This window comes from Prevotella sp. TF12-30 (assembly GCF_003436715.1).
Lineage (GTDB): Bacteria > Bacteroidota > Bacteroidia > Bacteroidales > Bacteroidaceae > Prevotella > Prevotella copri_A.
On sequence record NZ_QSQJ01000052.1, the window covers coordinates 1 to 21,677 of the forward strand.

General features: G+C 46.7%; 19 protein-coding genes and 6 tRNA genes. 11 read left to right on the forward strand and 14 right to left on the reverse strand.

The window, feature by feature from the left end; genetic code table 11:
* Window positions 1-536: 536 nt before the first annotated feature.
* Both DXD25_RS14515 and DXD25_RS14520 read right to left on the reverse strand, forming a co-directional pair.
* Window positions 537-1,541, reverse strand: coding sequence for a site-specific integrase (locus tag DXD25_RS14515; protein ID WP_117664131.1), 1,005 nt, complete (start codon window positions 1,539-1,541; stop codon window positions 537-539).
* A 589-nt stretch (window positions 1,542-2,130) separates the two neighbouring features.
* Window positions 2,131-2,583, reverse strand: a complete 453-nt coding sequence (locus tag DXD25_RS14520; RefSeq protein WP_117664132.1) for a hypothetical protein — start codon at window positions 2,581-2,583, stop codon at window positions 2,131-2,133.
* 352 nt (window positions 2,584-2,935) lie between these two features.
* Between DXD25_RS14520 and DXD25_RS14525 the strand changes: the two genes are divergently transcribed.
* The 7 genes from DXD25_RS14525 (at window position 2,936) to rsxA (ending at window position 8,618) form a co-directional block, all read left to right on the forward strand.
* On the forward strand, window positions 2,936-3,355 hold the full coding sequence (locus DXD25_RS14525) for a SoxR reducing system RseC family protein (protein WP_117664133.1): 420 nt from the start codon (window positions 2,936-2,938) through the stop codon (window positions 3,353-3,355).
* Between the two features lie 91 nt (window positions 3,356-3,446).
* Window positions 3,447-4,289 carry a Fe-S cluster domain-containing protein gene (locus DXD25_RS14530; protein WP_117664134.1) on the forward strand — a complete coding sequence of 281 codons (843 nt, stop codon included), beginning with the start codon at window positions 3,447-3,449 and terminating at the stop codon, window positions 4,287-4,289.
* A 2-nt stretch (window positions 4,290-4,291) separates the two neighbouring features.
* Complete coding sequence (rsxC, locus tag DXD25_RS14535; RefSeq protein WP_117664135.1) at window positions 4,292-5,644, forward strand: electron transport complex subunit RsxC; 1,353 nt, start codon at window positions 4,292-4,294, stop codon at window positions 5,642-5,644.
* A 50-nt stretch (window positions 5,645-5,694) separates the two neighbouring features.
* Window positions 5,695-6,696, forward strand: coding sequence for an RnfABCDGE type electron transport complex subunit D (locus tag DXD25_RS14540; RefSeq protein WP_089542707.1), 1,002 nt, complete (start codon window positions 5,695-5,697; stop codon window positions 6,694-6,696).
* Between the two features lie 13 nt (window positions 6,697-6,709).
* Window positions 6,710-7,384: an RnfABCDGE type electron transport complex subunit G gene (locus DXD25_RS14545; RefSeq protein WP_117664136.1), complete on the forward strand. Its 675-nt coding sequence runs from the start codon at window positions 6,710-6,712 to the stop codon at window positions 7,382-7,384.
* A 6-nt stretch (window positions 7,385-7,390) separates the two neighbouring features.
* Window positions 7,391-7,975: an electron transport complex subunit RsxE gene (gene rsxE / locus DXD25_RS14550; RefSeq protein WP_089542705.1), complete on the forward strand. Its 585-nt coding sequence runs from the start codon at window positions 7,391-7,393 to the stop codon at window positions 7,973-7,975.
* A 40-nt stretch (window positions 7,976-8,015) separates the two neighbouring features.
* Window positions 8,016-8,618 carry an electron transport complex subunit RsxA gene (rsxA, locus tag DXD25_RS14555; RefSeq protein ID WP_089542704.1) on the forward strand — a complete coding sequence of 201 codons (603 nt, stop codon included), beginning with the start codon at window positions 8,016-8,018 and terminating at the stop codon, window positions 8,616-8,618.
* Window positions 8,619-8,702: 84 nt separating this feature from the next.
* Here rsxA and DXD25_RS14560 read toward each other — a convergent pair whose 3' ends face one another.
* From DXD25_RS14560 to DXD25_RS14615, 12 genes are all read right to left on the reverse strand, one after another.
* On the reverse strand, window positions 8,703-9,971 hold the full coding sequence (locus DXD25_RS14560) for a DUF5103 domain-containing protein (protein WP_117664137.1): 1,269 nt from the start codon (window positions 9,969-9,971) through the stop codon (window positions 8,703-8,705).
* A 33-nt stretch (window positions 9,972-10,004) separates the two neighbouring features.
* Window positions 10,005-10,076: transfer RNA gene (locus DXD25_RS14565), tRNA-Glu, on the reverse strand.
* A 26-nt stretch (window positions 10,077-10,102) separates the two neighbouring features.
* Window positions 10,103-10,189 (reverse strand) — tRNA-Ser (locus DXD25_RS14570).
* 236 nt (window positions 10,190-10,425) lie between these two features.
* A tRNA-Glu gene (locus tag DXD25_RS14575) sits at window positions 10,426-10,497 on the reverse strand.
* Between the two features lie 71 nt (window positions 10,498-10,568).
* A tRNA-Glu gene (locus DXD25_RS14580) sits at window positions 10,569-10,640 on the reverse strand.
* A gap of 71 nt (window positions 10,641-10,711) precedes the next feature.
* A tRNA-Glu gene (locus DXD25_RS14585) sits at window positions 10,712-10,783 on the reverse strand.
* 26 nt (window positions 10,784-10,809) lie between these two features.
* Window positions 10,810-10,897: transfer RNA gene (locus DXD25_RS14590), tRNA-Ser, on the reverse strand.
* A 586-nt stretch (window positions 10,898-11,483) separates the two neighbouring features.
* Window positions 11,484-12,125: an HD domain-containing protein gene (locus tag DXD25_RS14595; protein ID WP_117664138.1), complete on the reverse strand. Its 642-nt coding sequence runs from the start codon at window positions 12,123-12,125 to the stop codon at window positions 11,484-11,486.
* Between the two features lie 122 nt (window positions 12,126-12,247).
* Window positions 12,248-13,168 carry a 1,4-dihydroxy-2-naphthoate octaprenyltransferase gene (gene menA / locus DXD25_RS14600; protein WP_117664143.1) on the reverse strand — a complete coding sequence of 307 codons (921 nt, stop codon included), beginning with the start codon at window positions 13,166-13,168 and terminating at the stop codon, window positions 12,248-12,250.
* Between the two features lie 127 nt (window positions 13,169-13,295).
* Entirely contained in the window at window positions 13,296-15,671 is a 2,376-nt protein-coding gene (locus DXD25_RS14605; protein ID WP_117664139.1) for a putative porin, read from the reverse strand.
* 60 nt (window positions 15,672-15,731) lie between these two features.
* Window positions 15,732-16,070 carry a mechanosensitive ion channel protein MscS gene (locus tag DXD25_RS17215; RefSeq protein ID WP_233522334.1) on the reverse strand — a complete coding sequence of 113 codons (339 nt, stop codon included), beginning with the start codon at window positions 16,068-16,070 and terminating at the stop codon, window positions 15,732-15,734.
* A gap of 17 nt (window positions 16,071-16,087) precedes the next feature.
* Window positions 16,088-17,041 carry a DUF4468 domain-containing protein gene (locus tag DXD25_RS14615; protein WP_117664140.1) on the reverse strand — a complete coding sequence of 318 codons (954 nt, stop codon included), beginning with the start codon at window positions 17,039-17,041 and terminating at the stop codon, window positions 16,088-16,090.
* A 216-nt stretch (window positions 17,042-17,257) separates the two neighbouring features.
* On the opposite strand from DXD25_RS14615, the gene ftsY reads away from it, so the two are divergent.
* From ftsY to DXD25_RS17220, 4 genes are all read left to right on the forward strand, one after another.
* Window positions 17,258-18,211: a signal recognition particle-docking protein FtsY gene (gene ftsY, locus DXD25_RS14620; protein ID WP_117664141.1), complete on the forward strand. Its 954-nt coding sequence runs from the start codon at window positions 17,258-17,260 to the stop codon at window positions 18,209-18,211.
* A 106-nt stretch (window positions 18,212-18,317) separates the two neighbouring features.
* Complete coding sequence (gene rimO / locus DXD25_RS14625; RefSeq protein WP_089542698.1) at window positions 18,318-19,619, forward strand: 30S ribosomal protein S12 methylthiotransferase RimO; 1,302 nt, start codon at window positions 18,318-18,320, stop codon at window positions 19,617-19,619.
* 27 nt (window positions 19,620-19,646) lie between these two features.
* Window positions 19,647-19,940: an HU family DNA-binding protein gene (locus DXD25_RS14630; protein WP_117664142.1), complete on the forward strand. Its 294-nt coding sequence runs from the start codon at window positions 19,647-19,649 to the stop codon at window positions 19,938-19,940.
* On the forward strand, window positions 19,933-21,606 hold the full coding sequence (locus tag DXD25_RS17220) for an HU family DNA-binding protein (protein ID WP_233522335.1): 1,674 nt from the start codon (window positions 19,933-19,935) through the stop codon (window positions 21,604-21,606). Before DXD25_RS14630 ends, DXD25_RS17220 begins: the two co-directional genes overlap by 8 nt.
* The last annotated feature ends 71 nt before the right edge of the window (window positions 21,607-21,677 follow it).

Below are 21,677 nucleotides of genomic sequence, written 5' to 3' on the forward strand. Positions count from 1 at the left end.
TTAATAAACAGATATAATCTTTAAGAAATTTGCTGGTTTGGCGTTTTTTTCTTATGATTTCGGTCAATTTTGCAGAAATCTTTTACATCTGTTGTATGTACTGGAGTTAGTTTGACAAAAATACACAAATGGTCACGGCTTCACTTTCTTATATAAGAATGTAAATCATGTTTTGAAACTGTACACACTCGGGGTACAAATGAAAACAATATATACTTGTGTCGGAAAGGTATATATGAGCTGATGGTAGAGTCGTCATCAACAACAATGGCCCTGATTTGATAAACTCAGCAGGAATACTTGCTATTCATTTTATGATGGGGTTATGTTCACAAGTTTGAGATTTCATGTAAAAAAGTCCTAATTTCCATATTTCTCTTCTTGTAAATTATGGGATATTAAGAAAAATATCGTATCTTTGTCGCACATTTAGGCGTTCTTTGTATATTGCAAGGTTGTGAAAGAAAAAGAATATAGCTCGTTTCTAAATCGTTAGCAGTTACATTCTTCAAAGCACTTAACTTACTGATATTCAATCAATAAAAGATTGTGTTGTGACTCCTCATGTGGAAGGAGACGTTCTTGGTGATTCCACACGATTCAGCCCACTTCTTGATTTGCGCATTCAGGTTTGGAGCACATACCAGCTTGTCGAATACCAGTTCCCCTGTTCGCTCCGGCAACCAACTGACCGCTTCCTTTGATAGTGAATAGGTGATGATTCGCTGAGTCTTCTGCATTCTCTTGATCATTCTGTATCTGGAGTTACCATCCTCATCGGTGTACTCTTCAATATCCTCCCATTTAAGCTGGCGGATGTCCGAGATGCGGAGACCAGTAAAGCAGGAGAACATGAAGGCTTGCTTGGTTGATTTGTCCTTCGGATCTGATGCAGCCATCTTCTTCAACTCAGATATATCAAGATATACCCTTTCGCTTTCGGGAGCCTTGATCTTGGTTCCAGTATCAATGAGGTCGATTGGATTTCTTGGGATAATCTCGTCACGTACAGCTTTCTTTAGCATAGTGTTGAACATGGCAAAGTACACCTTCTGAGTCATACCGCTTAAAGGCTGCTCGGTGAATTTTCCTTTGGCGGTTTTGAGGTAGGAGATAAACCCTTCGCAAAACTTCTTGTCTATAGCTGCCATCGTCACTTTATCTCCGGCATACTCACAGATATGTCTCTCCACATTGCTGATGGTCTTGATGTACTCCTCGCCTCTGGTGGTCTTGGCTTTGTAGTCTCGAAAAGTCTTGATCCATTGAGAGAAGAGCATCTTCTTCGGCTCTTTCTTCACAATGATGCCGCTTCTGTTCTGGGTGAGTTCCACAATCTTCTTGGCTTGCATAGCTTCAATGATTCTTCTGGTCTCCTTGTTGGCGGCTATGGCTGCAGTCTTACCCCTGCCATTTTCAGGCAAGAGATAAAGCTTCGGGTACTCGTATTGTCTCTTGCCGTTGATGGTGTAGGCAAGATATAGGCTTGTCTTACCGCTGGGCATCTTTCTTTCCCTGATTTGCACGATTTCCTTTTTCATAAGCTCAATGTTTATTGTTGACGGTGCAAAGATAAGAAGAAAAAACGAAAGTACCAAATTATTTAGCACCAAATTAGCACCAAAGTTTATGTAAATATATGTATATTGTGTGTATAATATATGTGTATGATATGTTATTTTGAGTAAATGTAATGAATTGATAATCAGGTATTAAACTATACATTTACTAAACATATAGTTACATATAAAAGAACTACATAATGTTTTTGTATTAAATGCTAAAGCCCATCCGGGAGGATGGGCTTTGCTCTTGTTAGTATGCGCTTACGTGAAAAAGTTTTTTTTGAAGAAAAAGTCTCATAGTCTCATTCTCTGTTGTAAATATCGACTAAAAGGATTGCTTCATCTACTGCGCATCGAAAACAGTACACTGTCAACTATAAATTATAAACAGTAAACTCTTATCAGTGTTGCCCAAAAATAGTCCCAGCATTTGGGCACTCATTGCCCGTTCTATGGGCACTTGTTGCCCGGCGCTTGTTCTGTGGATGCCCGCTTGGTGGGCTGTGGGTGCCCATGCGACGGGCATGGTGGGACCCACTAGTGGGCTGACTGGCACTTTTATAGTTTATTCTTTTAACAAGTCGTCAAGGAATTCATCGAGGTCGTGATCCAGGTTTTCCATCAGGTCACCACCCAGAATGATGGTATCATCGTCGGCAAGATAGAGTTCGCCGAGGTTTTCCTTGTCGTCATCTTCCAGCACGAAGCTATATGGCTTAAGGATTCCGAGATTATCAACGATCTCAGAATTTTTGCGCAAGGTGTCTCGCAAAATCTTTGCCACCTCATCATAGAAGTTCTCATCCTTGTTGTCTATCCATTGCTCAACTACGCAGCGAGTAATCTCTGTGTCGTCATCGTCAAAGGCAAGGAGTTCACCACTGTCTTGGGAAACTCTTACATGGATGTCGGTCAGCACGGCGTTTTCTTCATTTGAAGGTTGTGCTGGAAACTTTTGAGCTATCTTTTTAATAAAGCGCTCAATTTGCTGAATTGTCATCTGCTCTGTTATTTCCATAATCTTAGTGTTTTCGTGCCTCGACACGCTAGGTGTTGTTGGCTTTCTTGTTTTTTGCAAAGGTACACAAAAAAATGATATAAACAAAGAAGATGGCGAGAAAATTATAAAAAACCTATTCTTATCCGTTTATTTCTGTGTTTTTCTCAGTTTTTATGGTCGAAAATGTAAAATAGAAAACGTTTACGTTTCTTTTAATTAAATAATCTGGTGATTTTGTTTGTCATTTATAAATAATATATTATCTTTGCAAACAAATTAGAATTGCTAACTCGACTTTGCAATAAGCCACCTTAAAATAGGTGCTCTTGTGTAGGAGAGGAAAGGCTAACCTTATGAACAAGATTCGGAAATGAGTAATAAAATTAAGCATAATGGAGTAGTGGATGGAGTAGAAGAGGGCTGTGTGCGCGTGCGCATCCTTCAGTCATCTGCGTGCAGTGCCTGCAAGGTGGCTGCTCATTGCAATGCTTCTGAAACGAAAGAAAAGATTATCGAGGTGCAGGTTGCTGATGCTGTCAAGTATCAGCTGGGTGACTCTGTTGTTGTGGTGGCAGATACGGCTGTTGGCTTCCGCGCCAGCTTGTATGGCTATTTGCTGCCTCTGGTCCTGATGGTTGTGGCTTTGGTTGCCGTACTGAAGATTACGCAATCAGAGGGATATGCCGCTGTGTCTGCCTTGGGGATATTGATACCTTATTATATAGGGCTTTATCTCTTGAGAAACAAACTACGAAATAAATTAAGCTTTAGTCTTGAACCCTGCAGCTAGGAATGATTTCCCAGTTTTTCAGGTTTGAATACAAATATGTTGACTGATTGCAAAACAACTAGAAATATTAACAAAACAAATACAAACTATTATGGATTTAATTTTGAGTGCAGTCTTGGTACTCGGAGCCATTGCGCTGGTAGCAGCGCTAGTGCTCTTCGGAGTTTCCAAGAAGTTTGCCGTCGAAGAAGACCCTCGATTGGGACAGGTGGGTGAACTCCTTCCGGGTGCCAACTGCGGTGGTTGCGGTTTTGCCGGATGTTCCGGTATGGCGGCTGCGCTGGTTAAGGGTGCTGATGCCGGTAGCATCGACGGACTGATGTGTCCTGTGGGTGGTGCCGACGTGATGGGCAAGGTGGCTGATCTCCTTGGCCTGGCTGTGGCTAACACAGAGGCTAAGGTGGCAGTGGTTCGTTGTAATGGTTCTTGCGAGCATCGTCCTCGCATTGCCGAGTATGATGGTTTGCACACTTGTGCTGCTATGAACTCCTGTGGCGCTGGTGAAACCGGCTGCGGATTCGGTTGCTTGGGTTGTGGTGATTGCGTGGCTGCCTGCCAGTTTGGTGCCATCTCTATCAATCCAGAGACGGGGCTTCCTGAGGTTGATGAGGAGAAGTGTACGGGGTGTGGTGCTTGTGCTAAGGCTTGCCCACGTCACATCATCGAGCTTCGCAAGAAGGGTCCTAAGGGTCGCCGTGTTTACGTTCAGTGTGTGAACCACGACAAGGGTGCTGTGGCTAAGAAGGCTTGTAGCGTTGCTTGCATCGGATGCGGTAAGTGTCAGAAAGTCTGCAAGTTTGATGCTATCACGGTAGAAAACAATGTGGCTTATGTTGACTTCAACAAGTGCCGCATGTGTACCAAGTGTGTTGACGAATGCCCAACCGGTGCTCTCGTAAAAGTAAATTTCCCAGTTAAGAAAAAGGAGGAATAATCATGAATTTGAGAACTTTTAGAATTGGTGGAGTTCACCCAGAAGAGAATAAGATTACTGCCGAGATGGCTACTCAGGTAGCTCCTCTCCCTAAGCAGGCTATTTTCCCACTTGGTCAGCACATCGGTGCTCCTGCCAAGCCTGTGGTTGCCAAGGGCGACAAGGTGAAGGTGGGTACACTTATCGCTGAGGCTGGTGGCTTTGTGAGTGCTCCTATTTACAGTTCCGTATCAGGAACCGTGTTCAAGGTAGATACATCTATTGATGCTACCGGTTATCGCAAGCCTTGCATTATCATTAATGTAGAGGGCGACGAGTGGGAGGAGAGCATCGACCGCTCTGATAAGCTCGAGACACTGGAGGCTCATGCTGAGCTGACTCCAGAAGAGATTGTCAACCGTATCAAGGTGGCTGGTGTCACTGGTATGGGTGGTGCCGGTTTCCCAACCTTCATCAAGCTTTGTCCTCCTCCAGGAGCCAAGGCTGAGTGTGTCATCATCAACGGTGTAGAGTGCGAGCCTTATATTACTGCCGACTATCGTCTGATGATGGAGCATGCCGATGAGATTCTCGTTGGCTTGAACCTTCTGATGAAGGCGGCTAAGGTAGAGAAGGGCTACATCGGTATTGAGGACAACAAGCCTGCTGCCATCAAACTCTTCGAGGAAAAGACAGCCAATAACTCCCGTATCGAGATCGTTCCTTTGGCTAAGAAGTATCCTCAGGGTGGTGAGAAGCAGTTGGTGGACGCCGTTATCCGCCGTCAGGTTCCAGCTCCTCCTGCTATCCCAGTCAACGTTGGAGCAATAGTTCAGAATGTAGGTACTGCCTTCGCTGTTTATCAGGCAGTTATGAAGAATAAGCCTCTCTTCGAACGCTATACCACCGTTACCGGTAAGCAGGTGAAGAATCCAGGCAACTTCCTCGTGCGTATGGGAACCCCATTCTCTCAGATGATTGAGAACTGTGGCGGTTTGCCTGAGGGCGACAACAAGGTGTTGGCTGGTGGTCCGATGATGGGTAAGGCTGTGATCAGTCTCGATGTTCCTGTAACCAAGGGTACCAACTCCATCACCGTACTGACCGATGCCGATGCTCACCGCAAGAAGGCTCAGCCATGTATCCGCTGTGCCAAGTGTGTGGATGCCTGTCCAATGGGCTTGGAGCCATACTTGCTTGCTACCCTGAGCGTAGTGAAGGATTATGAACGCCTGGAGGCAGAGGAGGTAACATCCTGCATTGCCTGCGGTTCATGCCAGTTCACCTGTCCATCTCATCGTCCTATCCTCGATAACATCATCAATGGTAAGGCAGCGGTGATGGGCATCATCAGAGCACGAAGTGCTAAGAAGTAAGCGTTCACGTCAAGAATGAATTTCATTTAAGAAAGAATTTAAAAGATAAAATGGGAAAATTAATCGTTTCATTATCGCCACATGCCCACGGAAATGAGAGCGTGGAGAAGAACATGTACGGAGTAATCATCGCTCTCGTGCCTGCCATCCTCGCATCTTTTTATTTCTTCGGTTTGGGTTCAGCAGTCGTACTGCTCACCTCTGTGGCAGCCTGCGTCTTCTTTGAGTGGGCAATTACAAAATATCTCCTGAAGGAGGAGACCAGCTTGCTCGATGGTTCTGCCATCATCACTGGTCTCTTGCTCGGTATGAACTTGCCAAGTAACCTTCCTCTCTGGATCATCATCATCGGTGCTCTGTTTGCCATCGGTGTGGGTAAGATGAGCTTCGGCGGTCTGGGTAACAATCCTTTCAATCCTGCTTTGGTAGGCCGTTGCTTCCTGCTCGTCAGCTTCCCTGCTCAGATGACTTCATGGCCAGTGGCAGGACAGATGCTCAGCTATACCGATGCAACAACTGGTGCTACACCGCTGGCTATCATGAAGACAGCCATCAAGACTGGCGATGCTTCTCTCCTGAATCAGTTGCCTGATTCCATGAGTCTGCTCTTCGGTGCTACTGGCGATACTTTCGGAGCCGGTACAACCGGTGAGGTTTGTGCTTTCGCCCTGTTGCTCGGTTTGGCTTACATGCTCTGGAAGAAGGTTATTACCTGGCATATTCCAGTCAGCATCATCGCTACTGTATTCGTTTTCAGCGGTTTGATGCATTTGGCTAATCCTGTTTATGCCAATCCTCTGGCTGTCATCTTCAGTGGTGGTCTGATGCTCGGTGCCATCTTCATGGCTACCGATTATGTAACATCGCCAATGACTCACAAGGGTATGCTTATCTACGGTGTCTGCATCGGTCTTCTCACCGTCATCATCCGTAACTGGGGTAGCTATCCAGAAGGTATGTCGTTCGCCATTCTTATCATGAATGCGTTCACACCTCTTATTAACACATACGTTAAACCAAAGCGCTTCGGTGAGAAGCCTGCTAAGAAATAAGGAGGATTGAGACATGCAGAAATTAGAATCATCATTAAAGAACATGGTTTTGGTGCTCGTAGGTGTAGCACTCGTTGTGGGTGCCGTGCTGGCATGTATCAACAACCTTACTTCAGGTCCAATCGCCGAGAAGGCTGCCCAGAGTCTGGCTGCCGGTATTAAGAGCGTGATGGGTACTGAAGATCTCCAGGTGGCTGAGCCGGAAGAGGTGAAGCAGGAGTTTGGCGGCAAGGAGTTTACCTTCACCCTCCACAAGTGCTCTGACAAGAGCGGCAAGGAGTTGGGTGCTGCCGTAGAAAGTACTACCGGCGGTTTCGGTGGCGACTTGAAGGTGCTCGTAGGTTTCGATACCGAGGGCAAGATTATGGGTTACACCATTCTTCAGGCTTCAGAGACTCCAGGTCTGGGTGCCAAGGCAACTACCTGGTTCCAGAAAGACGGAAAGGGTAGCATCATTGGCAAGACTCCAAAGGATGGCGACCTCCACGTGAGCAAGGACGATAAGAGCGGCAATGCAGTAGATGCCATCACCGCATCAACCATTACCAGCCGTGCCTTCCTCAAGGCTATCAATCAGGCTTATGCTGCCTATGCAGGTAAGAGTGTAGATGGCGAGAGTGGTGCATCTCAGAAAGCTGATGCTGAGAGCGGTGCATCTAAAGTTGAACATAACGAAAAGAAAGGATAAGCCGATATGAGTAATATGAAAATTTTGATGAACGGACTCATCAAGGAGAACCCTACCTTCGTGTTGCTCCTCGGTATGTGTCCTACCTTGGCTACAACAACCAGTGCCATCAATGGTCTTTCCATGGGATTGGCTACCATGGCAGTATTGGTTTGTACCAATTTTGTGATTTCATGTATCAAGAAGATTACCCCAGATATGGTTCGCATCCCTGTTTTCATCGTCGTGATTGCAGCCTTCGTAACCATCCTGCAGATGCTGATGAGCGCCTATGCTCCTGACAGCATCAACCAGGCGCTGGGTATCTACATCCCATTGATTGTTGTAAACTGTATCATCCTGGGTAGAGCAGAGAGTTTTGCTGCTAAGAACTCACCGATTGCCAGTCTCTTTGATGGTCTCGGCTGCGGTTTGGGTTTCACCCTCGGTCTTACTATACTGGGTAGTGCCCGTGAGATTCTCGGTGCAGGTAGCGTATTCGGTATCACTCTGTTGCCAGAGACTACCAATATTCTGATGTTCATCCTGCCTCCTGGAGCATTCCTCACCTTGGGATACATCATTGCTATATTTAATAAGGTTAAGAAGTAAGCGTAGGCATCGCTTCAATCCATGAAATAGAATAGAAATTATGGAATATTTATTGATATTTATCTCTGCGATATTCGTCAACAACATCGTCTTGTCGCAGTTCCTCGGTATCTGTCCGTTCCTGGGCGTATCGAAGAAAGTTGATACAGCCATCGGTATGGGTGGTGCCATCGCCTTCGTCTTGACCTTGGCAACCATCATTACCTGGTGTGTTCAGAAGTATGTACTCGATCCGTTCGGATTGCAATATCTCCAGACCCTGGCGTTCATCCTCGTGATTGCCGCCTTGGTTCAGATGGTAGAGATTATCCTCAAGAAGGTTTCTCCTGCACTTTATCAGGCGCTTGGTATCTTCCTGCCTTTGATTACTACCAACTGTGCCGTGCTGGGTGTAGCCATCCTGGTTATCCAGAAGGACTACAATCTCTTGGAGAGTGTGGTTTATGCGTTCTCTACTGCCCTCGGCTTTGCTCTGGCTCTCATCGTCTTTGCAGGCATTCGTGAGCAGCAGGCTTTGGTTCGCATTCCTAAGGGTATGCAGGGCGTAGCCATCGTCATGGTTACAGCCGCTCTCCTCAGCCTTGCCTTCATGGGCTTCTCTGGTGTAGATGGTGGCTTGAAGGCTTTGTTCGGATTGGAGTAAAAAGATAGTATTAGTTAGTTAAAACGCCCTGAGAGGGCAAAAGCATTATATATGGTTGATGCTTTTGCGCTTTCAGGGCGTTTTTTATTGGCTGCTTTTCCAGCCTACCAGTCTGTCGGTTCTATCTCCCGTGTCTCGATAATAGATGAGGGCATCATAGCGGTTGGTAGTCTGGAAGAAGTTACCCTCCGTACTCACGGGTTGCGTACTGCCGTCGCTTTTGAGCACCAGATACTGGTAGCTATAATAACCTTGCTTGAGCAGCACGGTGGCGTGATAGCTGTGGTCGGCTTCGTTGTATTCCATCCGATAGGTAGGCGAAAAGCGGTCGTAGGTCCAGTCTGCATTCAGATATACGTCGCCTGGCTGGCGATTGGTCTGTAGCCGGAAATGTACCGGTGCATACTCGCAGGTGAAATTATTATCCTCGTTATCGCTGTTGCGCACGTAGAAGGAGCCTTTGGCGCTCTCATCGTGTACGTAGTTGGGGCGAGGAATGTCGGGCATTACATAGACCTGGTATTCTTCTCCATCCCATTTTATCTCGTCTATTCCCATCGTAGGATGATCTATGTCGAGCAGTTCGAATTTTCGGTATTCATTTCCTGCATCGAATATCAGATGGCGGTTGTGCTTCCATTGCAGCCCCTCTGAGCTGATATAATCAGGTTTGGCATTCCATACTGCCTGATTCCAACGTCCGTTCTGCAGCACCACGGTTTTGATTTGCTGTGAGGAGTTGGTTACCTTTAGGTTGTCGTAGTTCACATTCATACTTACCTGCTGATGCTGCTTGTTGATGTCGATGTCCGTATTCGAAGAATATCCGATGGCAACCTGCACCTGTGGCTCTACTACCATAAAGCAGGCGGTGAGTATCTTTCTGCCGTCCTTATCGGTAGCTTCATCCTCTTGGTTGTTCGTCTCCGCATTGTCATCATAGATGGTGAGCTTGTAGTTTCCGCTCATGGTGATGTGACAGTTCTCGTTGGGGATTGTGAGGCGATAGTGGGTGTAGAGATGGTTGGTGTTGAGCGATTGCTCGATGTTGTCGATGGCTTGCTCGTGGTTCCATCCCTTCAGATAGTCGGTCTCAAATAGTCCCTGAGAAACCTTCCAGTCGGCATCGCAATGTTCTATCCTGTAGGTGTATCGATGATAATCGTGGGTCATGTCATCGAAGTCGATGTGGATGGGTTGCCCGTTCAGCAAAGTGATGGGAAGGGCTTGCCAGTCGGTGCCCGCCACCACCTGTAGGGTAGCGATGCGCTGACTGTATATCTCGTGTCTCTGCGCCCGTGAGGGCTGGGCAGTAAGGGCGAGAAGTATATGGAGAGTCAATATCTTTTTCATACTTGCAAAGATACGGTAAAAGGGGGGGGGATGTAGTCGATAGGGGAATCGAACCCCTATGCCAAGATTGAGAATCTTGTATCCTAACCATTAGATGAATCGACCAACGGTGCAATTTTGAATAATGCTTGCGGAAGGTGGGGGATTCGAACCCCCGGTACGGTAACCCGCACGTCAGTTTAGCAAACTGGTGGTTTCAGCCACTCACCCAACCTTCCTGTTGGATTCATTTCTGAATCATCAAGCATCGTTCTCAAATGCGATTGCAAAGGTACAACTTTTTTTTGGTTCCACCAAATTTTTCCTTTACTTTTTTTGCTTTTATGATGGGTAATTGTCATTTATCCACAACGGCGATAGCGTTACCTGCGTAGGGATAAAAAAATAACTTGCAGTAGTCTTTTCGACTAATTGCAAGCTTACTAACAATAACCAATACATGAAAAACACTTAGTAGTCGATAGGGGAATCGAACCCCTATGCCAAGATTGAGAATCTTGTATCCTAACCATTAGATGAATCGACCATTTTAATTAGTCTGCATTGGTTTCCCAACTTGTACAGACTTGAACAACAAATTTAACTTATTTAACCAGGTAGTCGATAGGGGAATCGAACCCCTATGCCAAGATTGAGAATCTTGTATCCTAACCATTAGATGAATCGACCATTTTAATTAGTCTGCATTGGTTTCCCAACTTGTACAGACTTGAACAACAAATTTAACTTATTTAACCAGGTAGTCGATAGGGGAATCGAACCCCTATGCCAAGATTGAGAATCTTGTATCCTAACCATTAGATGAATCGACCAACGATGCAATCTTGAACTCCGCTTGCGGAAGGTGGGGGATTCGAACCCCCGGTACGGTAATCCCGCACGTCAGTTTAGCAAACTGGTGGTTTCAGCCACTCACCCAACCTTCCAATCGGATATTGTTGCCAAATCAACAAGCATCGTTCTCAAATGCGGGTGCAAAGATACTACATTTTTTTTGTTCCACCAAATTTTTCTGCAACTTTTTTCAAGAAATATGCATATTTTCTTGATTTTTCTTGTTTTTGGGAGGAATTATAGGGGATAAGCTGACTTTGTCAACAAAAAAGGAGGCAGATTTACCAATTATTGGAAATCTGCCTCCTGTAGGAAAGGGTCGCTCGATGATGTGATGAAACTCCGAATGTCATAAACATTTGAGAGCTCTCCGCTTTTGTAATCCACCGGCTTTGCAGCTTAGTTGACATGTCAGTTTATGTGGCCCGCCATAGGCAAGAGAAGTCTTCTCGGTTTCATAAGTGTAATTTGATGAGTATCCCGATCGAACCGACACGACCCTTATATCTTTGTCGAATAGACATAGCATAGGCTATCATCTATTGATAGAAGTCTTTGGATTTTCTATACTGCAAAGATAATGCAATCTTTTGAAACTACCAAATCTTTCTGCTGATTTTTTCGAAAAATCTTCTTTATCAAAAGTCAGAACTCCCTTTTCCTTGTTTCTCTCAAGGGTCAAGACTTCTTTTTCCTGAGCTCTTCGTATATTTCTTCGAAATATTTCCTGAGTTCTGTCTTGTCTTCAATGATATTCCGCAGCTCTTTCAGAGCCTTCTCATTGGGTGAGTTAGGAATCCAGAGCTTGATGTAGCCGTTGCGGGAATATTTCTCGTCCATGTGGTCGGCGAACCGCTGCCATTGCTCTTCCTTTCCTTTTCCGGGATAGTTCTCCTCTCCGTATTCGATGGCACGAAGAAAGATTTCGTGAATATCGATGTCGCGGTCGGCTTCGGCTACTATCTTGCCGTAGATGCTTCGGGGCTGGCGACTGGAGGAGGCGCGGTGATCCTCCACGGCTTCTTTCATGATTTTAATCTGCTCGGGAGTGAACCAGCGCTTCAGTCTGGCATCAGCCTGGAGGATTTTGCCACTGGTGAGGTGGTGGATGGCGCGCGGACCGCTCATTCCCAGGTCGTGGTAGGCGGCAACGATATAAACCATATCGATGTCGGCACCTGTTACAGGTACGAGTTTCATGGCGTTTTTGATGACACGGGTTACGTGGCGCAATCCGTGGCTCTCGCCAAATTCTGTATATTTGGGCAGAATCTGTGTTTCCACAAACTGCATGATTTCGAGATTTACTTGTTGCTTCATTCTTTTTCTTCTTTTATATATATAATGTACGCGCGTACATTATATAATTATTATTCCTGAATGTTATCTTCTCATTCTAGAATCTTCTCATGCCATTCCAGAGGGGGCGGGTATCTCTGGGATTACCACATCATTCCAAGGATGATGAAGGTAGAGATCATACCAAAGGTAAAGATGTTGAGAGCCGTGTAGCCCAGTACCTTGTTCAGCATTCTGCCTTCTCCTATCTTCCTCATCTTGGCGAATGTTCGGTTGTGCACCACGAGATATGTGGCGGCGAAAGGCAAAAACTTAGTATCTGCATCGTAGGCAAGTGCACCATAGATGTTGATTCCAATCATGATGAGGATACCGATGTTGCCCAGTGCGCAGTAGAGACGCTCGCCGTTTTTCTTGCCGATGTGAACGATCAGTGTCTTCTTGCCCGCCTTGATGTCGTTGTCGTAGTCGCGATAGTTGTTTAGAATGAGCAGCGTATCTACTACCAGTCCGCAGGCGATGGAGGTAAGTATGGCTTCCGTTGATACAGTCTGCATTCCTTCAGGCATTACCAGATAATAGGTGCAGCAGACTGGCACGATGCCGAAAAAGAGAAGTACCAGCAGGTCGCCCAATCCCAGATAGCTCAGCTTGGTGGTATAGAGGAAGCAGAAGAGTACGCAGCAGATACCCACGATGATCATCTCCTTTCCGCCGTAAAAGGCGAGGGGCAGACCGATGATGCAGCCTAGAAGGGTGGTGAAGATGATGCCCCATTTCATGGCTTTCATGGTAATCCAGCCTTCGGCGCAGGCTCTCTTTGGCCCCAATCGGGTTTCGTCGTCGTTGCCATGCTTGAAGTCAAAGAAGTCGTTTACCAGATTTGAGTCTATCTGCATTACCCAAGCAAAGAGCAGACAGAGCAGGGCTGGAACCCATTGGCTGTGGGCGTTGGAATCCTTGTATGCCAGGGCTACTCCTAGCATCACCGGTACTGCCGCTGCCGAAAGGGTGACGGGGCGGGCGGCGAGAAACCATGCTTTGATAGAATTTGTCTTTATCATCATATTGTTGCTTTTAAATTATAAGGAGCGAGGTTTTTGGGGAACCTCGCTCCTTGTTGTTATTCATTAAGAAAAGATTCGCTTCTATTTTGTTTCAGAAGAATCTCTTGTGGAAAAGATTCGCTTCCTAGTTGAAGAAGTTCCAGCTTACACCCATTCTGAAAACTCGCTGGTTCATCGGATAGTGAGGGGTGAAGAAGTAGTTCTTGTCGCCTTGTCCTGCATTCAGATGGCTCATCATCACGAAGAAGCGGGTGTGCTTGATGTGAACATTGGCGTAGGCATTGACGATAGGGTAGTTGCCCACCTTCACGTTCTTCTCGCCGTTGCCCTGCACGGTATATTGACCGATGTAAGGAGAATAGTCCGGAGCCTCGTAGCTGGTGAAGTATCTGGCATCAGCACCCAACTCGATATTCAGTACTTTTACCACCTTGAACTTGATGAAGAGGTTGGTATATACGTTGAGGTCTGGCACTGGCAGGGCACTCTTGCTGCTGGTATGCTGGTAGGTAATCATGTTCTGCCAGTTGAAAATACCGAACTTGAAGTCCTGCTGCAGCTGCGCTGTAATCAGATTGATGGCGTCGCCGCTCTGCATTGGTGTCACTGTCACGCCTGTGCGCAGACCATTTTCTGTAATCGTATATTGCTGTGAGAAATAAGTATAGTTCTTGATTTCATCCACAGCCACACGCAGCGTGGTGTTGGTCTTGCCGAATCTCAGAGTTCCCATGATGCGGGTATGGATAATCTTGCTCAGATCATCATCCCACCAGAGATGTCGGGCATGATACTTGCGATAGTAGAACGATGGCGTTTCGTGATGGATGAAAGCATCGCCTCTTACCTGTACGGTGTCACCCAGGAATGGCAGGTTGATGTCTGCGCTTCCATCAATGGCAAAGGTGCCGGCATCCACTCCGGTGAGTCCTACCTCGCCCACTACATTATAGTGAAGGGTCTTGCCCTGAGTCTTACTCAGCTGACCGCCTACGCTCAGCGCATGCTCGTTGAATTTCTCGAATCCGCCTTCTGTATTCGGCAGTTCGTAGTGGCGGAGGTCATAGCTGGCGAAAGCTTTCAGACCAGCCTTTGCCCACTTGCTGAATCCTTCGAGCGTTCCCATTGCCACGGTGTTCTTGATGCGCCAGTGGCGGGTCTGATCGTAGATAGAATCGCCTGTAAACTTGCCGGCATTGTAGTACTCCTTGAGATAGTAGTTCTGTGGAGTCTGGTAAGCCTGGTAGATGCGCTTGTAGTTATCAAACTGCACGGTGTGGATGAAGCTGGTTACCGGAACATATTCTGTCTTGTAGAAGAGTGAGTCCTGCGCTTTCTTCTTCTCTATGGAGAGCAGACTGTCTGCCATTGCCTTGCTGTTTACTGCAATTCGAGTGCTGTCGCTCTTGAAGTCCTGGGCTGCCTTGTTTGCAACTATTGCCTTGTTGTTCTTGGCAGGTTCATCGCCGGCAATCTTTGCATCTGTAGGGCGACCAGAGAACTGCTTCTTCTGGTTTTTGTCGAAAGCCTTTTCGTCAAACTCCCTGCCTTGTTCCCTTGCTTTCTTTCTTGCCTCCTCCTTGGCTTCCTCGGCTGCATTGTCCTTTGCTGACTCCATGGCGAATTTCTTGGCCTTGATTTCTTCCTCGGTCATCTTCACCTTGCGGCTGAAGCCCACATTGTAGCGGTGGGTGAAGAAGATGTGTTGATTGTCGTTGCGATTCCAGTTCTGCTGCAGCACGGTCGGTATTTCGTTGGTGGCGAAACTCTCGGTGAAAAGCTCCGGATGCTTGATGTAGTCATCATTGGTAATACCTCCGTTCTCCGTCACCTTCTGGTGGTTGGTGCTGAAAAGGAAGTGCGCCTGATAGCGGTCGCCCAGATAAGAAGTCCACATCGTATATTTGAAGTGCGCCGTGCTCTGTGCATCGTAGTAGCCGCGACCGTATTTGTAGTCGAATCGGAATCCGCCACCCAGCTGCTTGTTGGCATTCACCGCAAAGATTGCCTTGAAGTCATCCTCACCGTTGGTTCTGTCACCGCAGCTATTCAGCGTGATGTTGGTGATAGGCGAGTAGGTGTTGGTGAAGTGGAAGTCACTCACCGGGGTAACGATGTTGTCGTATGGCTCGGTGAAGATGAAGTTGCCCTGCGTATTGCGTCGGTCGATGAAGATGCGGTTGATGCGGGCGGTACCCATGTTGCCCAGGGTGTTGTACTCTCCGCGCAGTCCTTCCGTTAAGGTGGTATTCTGGTACATTGCCTGCATGGTGTCGACCATAGCAGCCCGGGTATCTCCAAATCTCTCATCCACAGTCCATACCCTGATTCCCTTCGGAATCTCCTTGTCGGTGCCCAGCGAGTCGGTGTTGATTCGGTTGCCGGTCTGTGGGCGGAACTGCGAGTCCTCGTTATTGTTGAAATCCGTAAAATCGCGTTGTGCCGCAACTGGTAGAGTTGCAGCACAAGCTAGGATTGTAGAGAATAATATTTTCTTCATTTCTTATTTATTGAATAAGCGGATGCAAGCCTATTTTGAATGGTCGGATGCAAACCTTTCTTATTTTTTGAATAGTCGGATGCAAACCTCGGCAATTTTCAAGACTACGCCGATGATCAGCAGTACATTGGCAATCGTGCGGTCGTCCATCTGTGTCCAGAGGATGACGCCTACGATGGCGAAGAGCATGAATCCAATGTTGAGCCAGTTTCTGGCTACGAGCATATTGCTCTTGTCTGCATACTCCAGTCTTCTGTGGTGGCGACGGTTTGGGCGCACGGCATAGCTGGTTTGTGGCTGTGTCTGAGACGCCTCGTGGCTCTCGCTCTGTGGCTGAGTCTTTGCGGTTTCCTCGCTCTGTGGGGTGTTTGTTATATTGTTATCTTTTGTCTGATCCATATTTTATAAGATGATTTTTATTTTCTAACAAGTTTGGTCAGATCATTGAAGATCTGGTCCTTGCGGTCGATGGTTCCGCGGCGGAACTTCCCGTAGATCTTAGCCAAGTCGTTTTTCTTCTTGGTCAAGGCATATTTGTCGGTAATCACTTTCTCTGCCGGCTCCTTGAAACCGGTACTTCTGCCTTCCTCGTAGTTGAATACGATTCGGGTCATGGAGAGGTGGAGATGGTTGTCGCTGATGGTTGCCACCAGCTGGTACTTGGTCTCAGTGCGGTCGAGAGAGATGAACGACTGATTGAAGACAAACCATTCGTCCATAATACAGGCGATGATCTGCTCGTTCTTGTTGTTTCTGTTCACCAGGGCGATGCGGCTGTTGATGTTTTGCTCATTCTTGATGAGCTTGCTCATATATTGGAAAACGATGTTGTAGATTTCGTCTGCACTCTTTCCGCTTGCCTGGGTGTCGAGAACAAATTCCACTTTTCCCTCGGCATTGAGCTGGATGGCTCCCGCCAGGTATTTCGGATCTTCCTTGAGCACCACGCCCTCGGCAGTCTTTTCCACCTTTTTCTCTTCTACCTCCTCTGTCATGGTTGGCACGACCCATCCCGCACCTTCTGAAGTTTCGGTAGTATTCTCCTTCTTGGTAGCAGGCACCAGCTTTGTAGCAGGCACCGAATTCTCAGTATTCTTCTTCAGCTTTTCTGCTTCCTGCTTCATTCTTTCAGCTTCAGCCTTCAATCTTTCAGCTTCCGCTTTCGTTTTCTCGGCTTCCGCCTTTACTTTTTCAGCTTCCGCCTTCACCTTGGCAGCTTCTGCCTGAGCTTTGGCTGCTTCCAGGGCCTTCTTGGCTTCCTCCAACTCTTTTTGCGCCTTTTCCAACTGCTGCTCAGGGGTAAGCACATTCTGCGCCTGCATGGTGAGAGCAGGAATCAGCATCAGTATTGAGATAAATATCTTTTTCATGATTGTTGTTTAAATGTTTAATGTCTTGTCCTCCTCGTCCGAGTATTAAGAACTCGGAGGCGCTTCTAACATACAAAGGTATAAAAATAACTTGATATATTTCTATAAGGAAGCGATTATTTATACATTCTTTTGCTAAGTTAACAATATTTTTTAGGGAAAACGCTCCTAGTTTCAAATATTTTCGTATCTTTGCAAAAAAATATAGCTATAATTATGGGATTATTCGGATTATTTAGCAACAAAAAAAAGGAAACTCTCGATAAAGGCCTCGAAAAGACCAAGGAGAGCGTGTTTGGAAAATTGGCGCGTGCGGTGGCTGGTAAGTCAACCGTAGATGATGACGTGCTCGATGATTTGGAGGAGGTGCTCATCACATCCGATGTTGGTGTGGAGACTACCGTGAAGATCATCCGACGTATCGAAGAACGCGTGGCAAGAGATAAGTATGTTTCTACCTCAGAACTCAACAGAATCCTGAGAGAAGAGATTGCAAGCCTCCTAGAGGAAAATCATACCGATGACAATGAAAACTGGGATTTGCCTTCCGATCATAAGCCATACGTGATTCTGGTAGTGGGTGTGAATGGTGTGGGCAAGACTACCACCATAGGAAAGCTCGCCTATCAGTTTAAGAAGGCTGGCAAGAAGGTGTATCTCGGTGCTGCCGATACCTTCCGTGCCGCTGCCGTGGAACAGATCAGCATCTGGGGCGAGCGAGTAGGGGTGCCAGTGGTGAAGCAGCAGATGGGTTCTGACCCTGCCAGCGTGGCCTTCGATACCCTGCAGAGCGCCAAGGCGAACGGTGCCGACGTGGTGCTGATTGATACTGCCGGACGCCTTCATAATAAGGTGAACCTGATGAATGAGTTGAAGAAGATCAAGGAGGTGATGAAGAAGGTGATGCCTGAGGCTCCGGATGAGGTGATGCTCGTTCTGGATGGAAGTACCGGACAGAACGCTTTTGAGCAGGCTAAGCAGTTTGCTGCCGTTACCAATATCTCTTCGCTCGCCATCACCAAGCTCGATGGTACGGCCAAGGGGGGCGTGGTAATCGGTATCTCCGACCAGCTCAAGGTGCCAGTGAAGTATATCGGACTGGGCGAGGGCATGGAGGATCTCCAGCTCTTCAATAAGTCTGAATTTGTTGACTCCCTATTTAAGCACTAGAATACAGGTGCTTATAGACTTTGAGAAAAGAATTAGATGAAGCTCGATGTAAAATAGTCGAGAAAAGAATTAGATTAAGATTATTATTAGGATAAGTAGGATAAGAATGAAGAAAAATCAGATAGATATAGTAACCATGGGTTGCTCCAAGAATCTGGTGGATAGTGAGACCTTGATGAAGCTTTTCGAGGACAATGGCTACCACTGCGTTCATGACCCGAAACGCCCACAGGGTGAAATTGCCGTCATCAATACTTGCGGCTTTATCGAGGATGCCAAGCAGGAGAGTATCGATACCATTCTGGAGTTCATCCAGGCTAAGGAAGAGGGACGACTCCGCAAACTCTATGTGATGGGTTGTCTCTCACAGCGCTACCAGAAGGAACTGGAGGCTGAGATGCCCGAGGTGGATAAGTTTTATGGTAAGTTTAATTATAAGGAGTTGCTCAAGGAACTGGGCAAGGCTGATGTGCCTGCTTGCAGTGGAACCCGCCATCTCACTACTCCTCATCATTATGCCTATATCAAGATTTCTGAAGGTTGCAACCGCCGCTGTGCGTATTGCGCCATTCCTATCATCACCGGCAAGCACGTTTCTCGTCCGATGGATGAAATCCTTGACGAGGTACGCCAACTGGTAGCCGATGGTGTGAAGGAATTCCAGATTATCGCCCAAGAGCTCACCTACTACGGCGTGGACTTGGACGGCAAGCATCACATCACCGAACTCATAAGCCGCATGGCGGATATTCCGGGTGTGAAGTGGATCCGTCTGCACTATGCTTATCCTAACCAGTTCCCGCTCGATTTGCTCGATGTGATGCGCGAGAAGCCAAACGTATGTAAGTATCTTGACATCGCCCTGCAGCATATCAGCGACAATATGCTCAACAGAATGCATCGCCACGTGAGCAAGCAGGAAACCATCGATCTGCTCAAGACCATCCGTGAGCGTGTGCCGGGCATTCATATCCGCACTACTCTGATGGTGGGATTCCCTGGCGAGACTCAGGAAGACTTCCACGAGTTGCTCGAATTCGTTCGTACTCAGCGCTTTGAGCGTATGGGTGCCTTTGCTTATTCTGAGGAGGAGGGTACCTACAGTGCCAATAACTACGAGGATGATGTTCCTGCCGAGGTGAAGCAGCGCCGTCTTGACGAACTGATGATTCTGCAGCAGGAAATCAGCGCAGAGGTAGAGGCTGAGAAAGTGGGCAAGATACTGAAGGTGATTATCGACCGCAAGGAGGGTGATTACTATATCGGAAGAACCGAATTCTGCTCGCCAGAGGTGGATCCTGAAGTGCTGATCAAGGCAGGAGAGAAGCGTCTGCGCGTGGGTTGCTTCTACAATGTGAAGATTACCCAGAGTGAGGAGTTTGATCTCTACGGAGAAGTGGTAAAGTAATATGGGAGGTAATATTTTGACATCAGAATGAATAACAAGGAGTATATTGCAGAACTTGCTCAGCAGACTGGCTATCCACAGGACGACACCCAGAAGATGGTGCGCAAGGTGATAGATGCTATGATTGCTGAATTTGAGGATGGTGAGGCTGTCTCTATCCCCAACTTTGGTACGTTTGAAGTAAAGAAGCGCTTGGAGCGTGTGGTTGTTAATCCTACTACCAAGAAGCGCCAGCTTGTTCCGCCTAAGCTCGTACTCGGCTTTCGCCCTGTGGCCAGTGTCAAGGAAAAACTGAAGAATGGAGGTGAAGACTATGAGTAAGATTAGTTTAAGCGACTTGGCGCAGCGCCTGGCAGAGAAGTCGGGAATCAGTCTGCAGGATGCCGAATTGTTTATCAGAAAGATGTTTGATGTTGCCAACGAGGGGCTTCAGTCTGATAAGCTCGTGAAGATGAAGTGGCTGGGTACTTTCAAGGTAATGGCGGTGAAGGATCGTGAAAGCGTGGATGTGAACACGGGCGAGCGAATCCTCATCGAGGGCCGTGACAAGATTTCCTTCACGCCCGATAATATTCTGAAGGAGATTGTGAACAAGCCTTTCGCCCAGTTTGAGACCGTTGTGGTGAATGATGGTGTTGATTTCGATGAAATCGACAGAAAATTTGAAAATGCTGAAGAGGATGGTCCTGTATCCGATTCTACGTTAGAGTGTGTTTCTGATTCTGAAAATTCTTCCGTGGAATCTTTTGTTGAACAGGATTCTTCTGCAACAAGTGGTGTGATAGATTTTTTGGATGAAGAAAACGCTGCTCCTGTTAGCGATGAAATGATTGTGATAGGAGAGAGATTGTCTCAGGAAAATGTTGCTGAACCGGAAGAAAAGAAACCGGAAGGATTAGAACCTGCAGCGACAGAACCTGCAGCGACAGAACCTGCTGTATTTAAACCTGCAGTATCTGAACCGGTAGAATCTGAATCTGCAACTTCTGAATTGGAAACAAAGGAATCTGAAGTTCCAGCTCAGAATGAAGTTGAGTCTGTTGTTTCTGATGAAGAAAAAGAATCGACATTAACAGAGGAAACTCCTATTGCAGAGAAAGTTCCTTCTGGTGAGGATAACTCTATTACAGAAACTCCTATTGTAGAGAAAGTTCCTTCTGATAAGGAAAACTTTACAGAAACTCCTATTGAAGAGGAAGCTTCTTCAGATGAGGAAACTCCTTCTTCAGATGAGGTAACCGATAAGCGACATGTTGTTTTGCCTCGTTATCTGGTTATTGCAGCGAGCGTAGTATTCCTGGCAATGATAGGAGGCTTTGGCTGGTTTGCTTTTAATTATGGCAAGATGGCTGCCCAGCGTGATCATCTCGCTCTACAGTTGGATAATTACCAGCAGATTGCGGCAGAGAAGAAGGCGCCAACCAAGTCTGCTTCAACGCAGGAAGAAATTCTTCGCAAAAAGGCTATCGAGGATAGTATAAGAATGGCGCAGGCAAGCGAAGCTGTCAAAAAAGCCGAAAATGCCGAACAGAATATGGGTGCTGCCGCAGACAATCAATCAATTGATGCAAAATCGCCTGAGGCTAAGAAGAATTTGGAAGCCAAGAAACTCGCTGATGCAAAGAATTTGGCTGATGCGAAAAGGCAGGTTGATGCAAAGAAACTTGCAGAAACCAAGAAGCAGCAGGAGGCTAAAAAACTTGCAGAAGCTAAGAAGAAAGAAGAAGCCAGAAAGCAGACTGAAAAGCATGCTGCCCAGGCAAGCAGCAAATACGACCAGGATGCCCGTGTTCGAACCGGAGCCTATCGTATCATTGGTGTTTCCGAGGTTGTTACGGCAAGAGAAGGACAAACCATCAAGTCGCTCAGCCAAAAGTACTTAGGTCCAGGAATGGAATGTTACGTAGAAGCTCTGAATGGTAATTCCCTGTTGAAGCCAGGTCAGAAAGTCAAGATTCCGAAGTTGGAATTGAAGAAAAAGAAATAATTTTAAAGAAATTATTTGAAAATACAAAAGGAGGGTGTGTCATAAGTCTATGGCGCACCCTCTTTTATGTT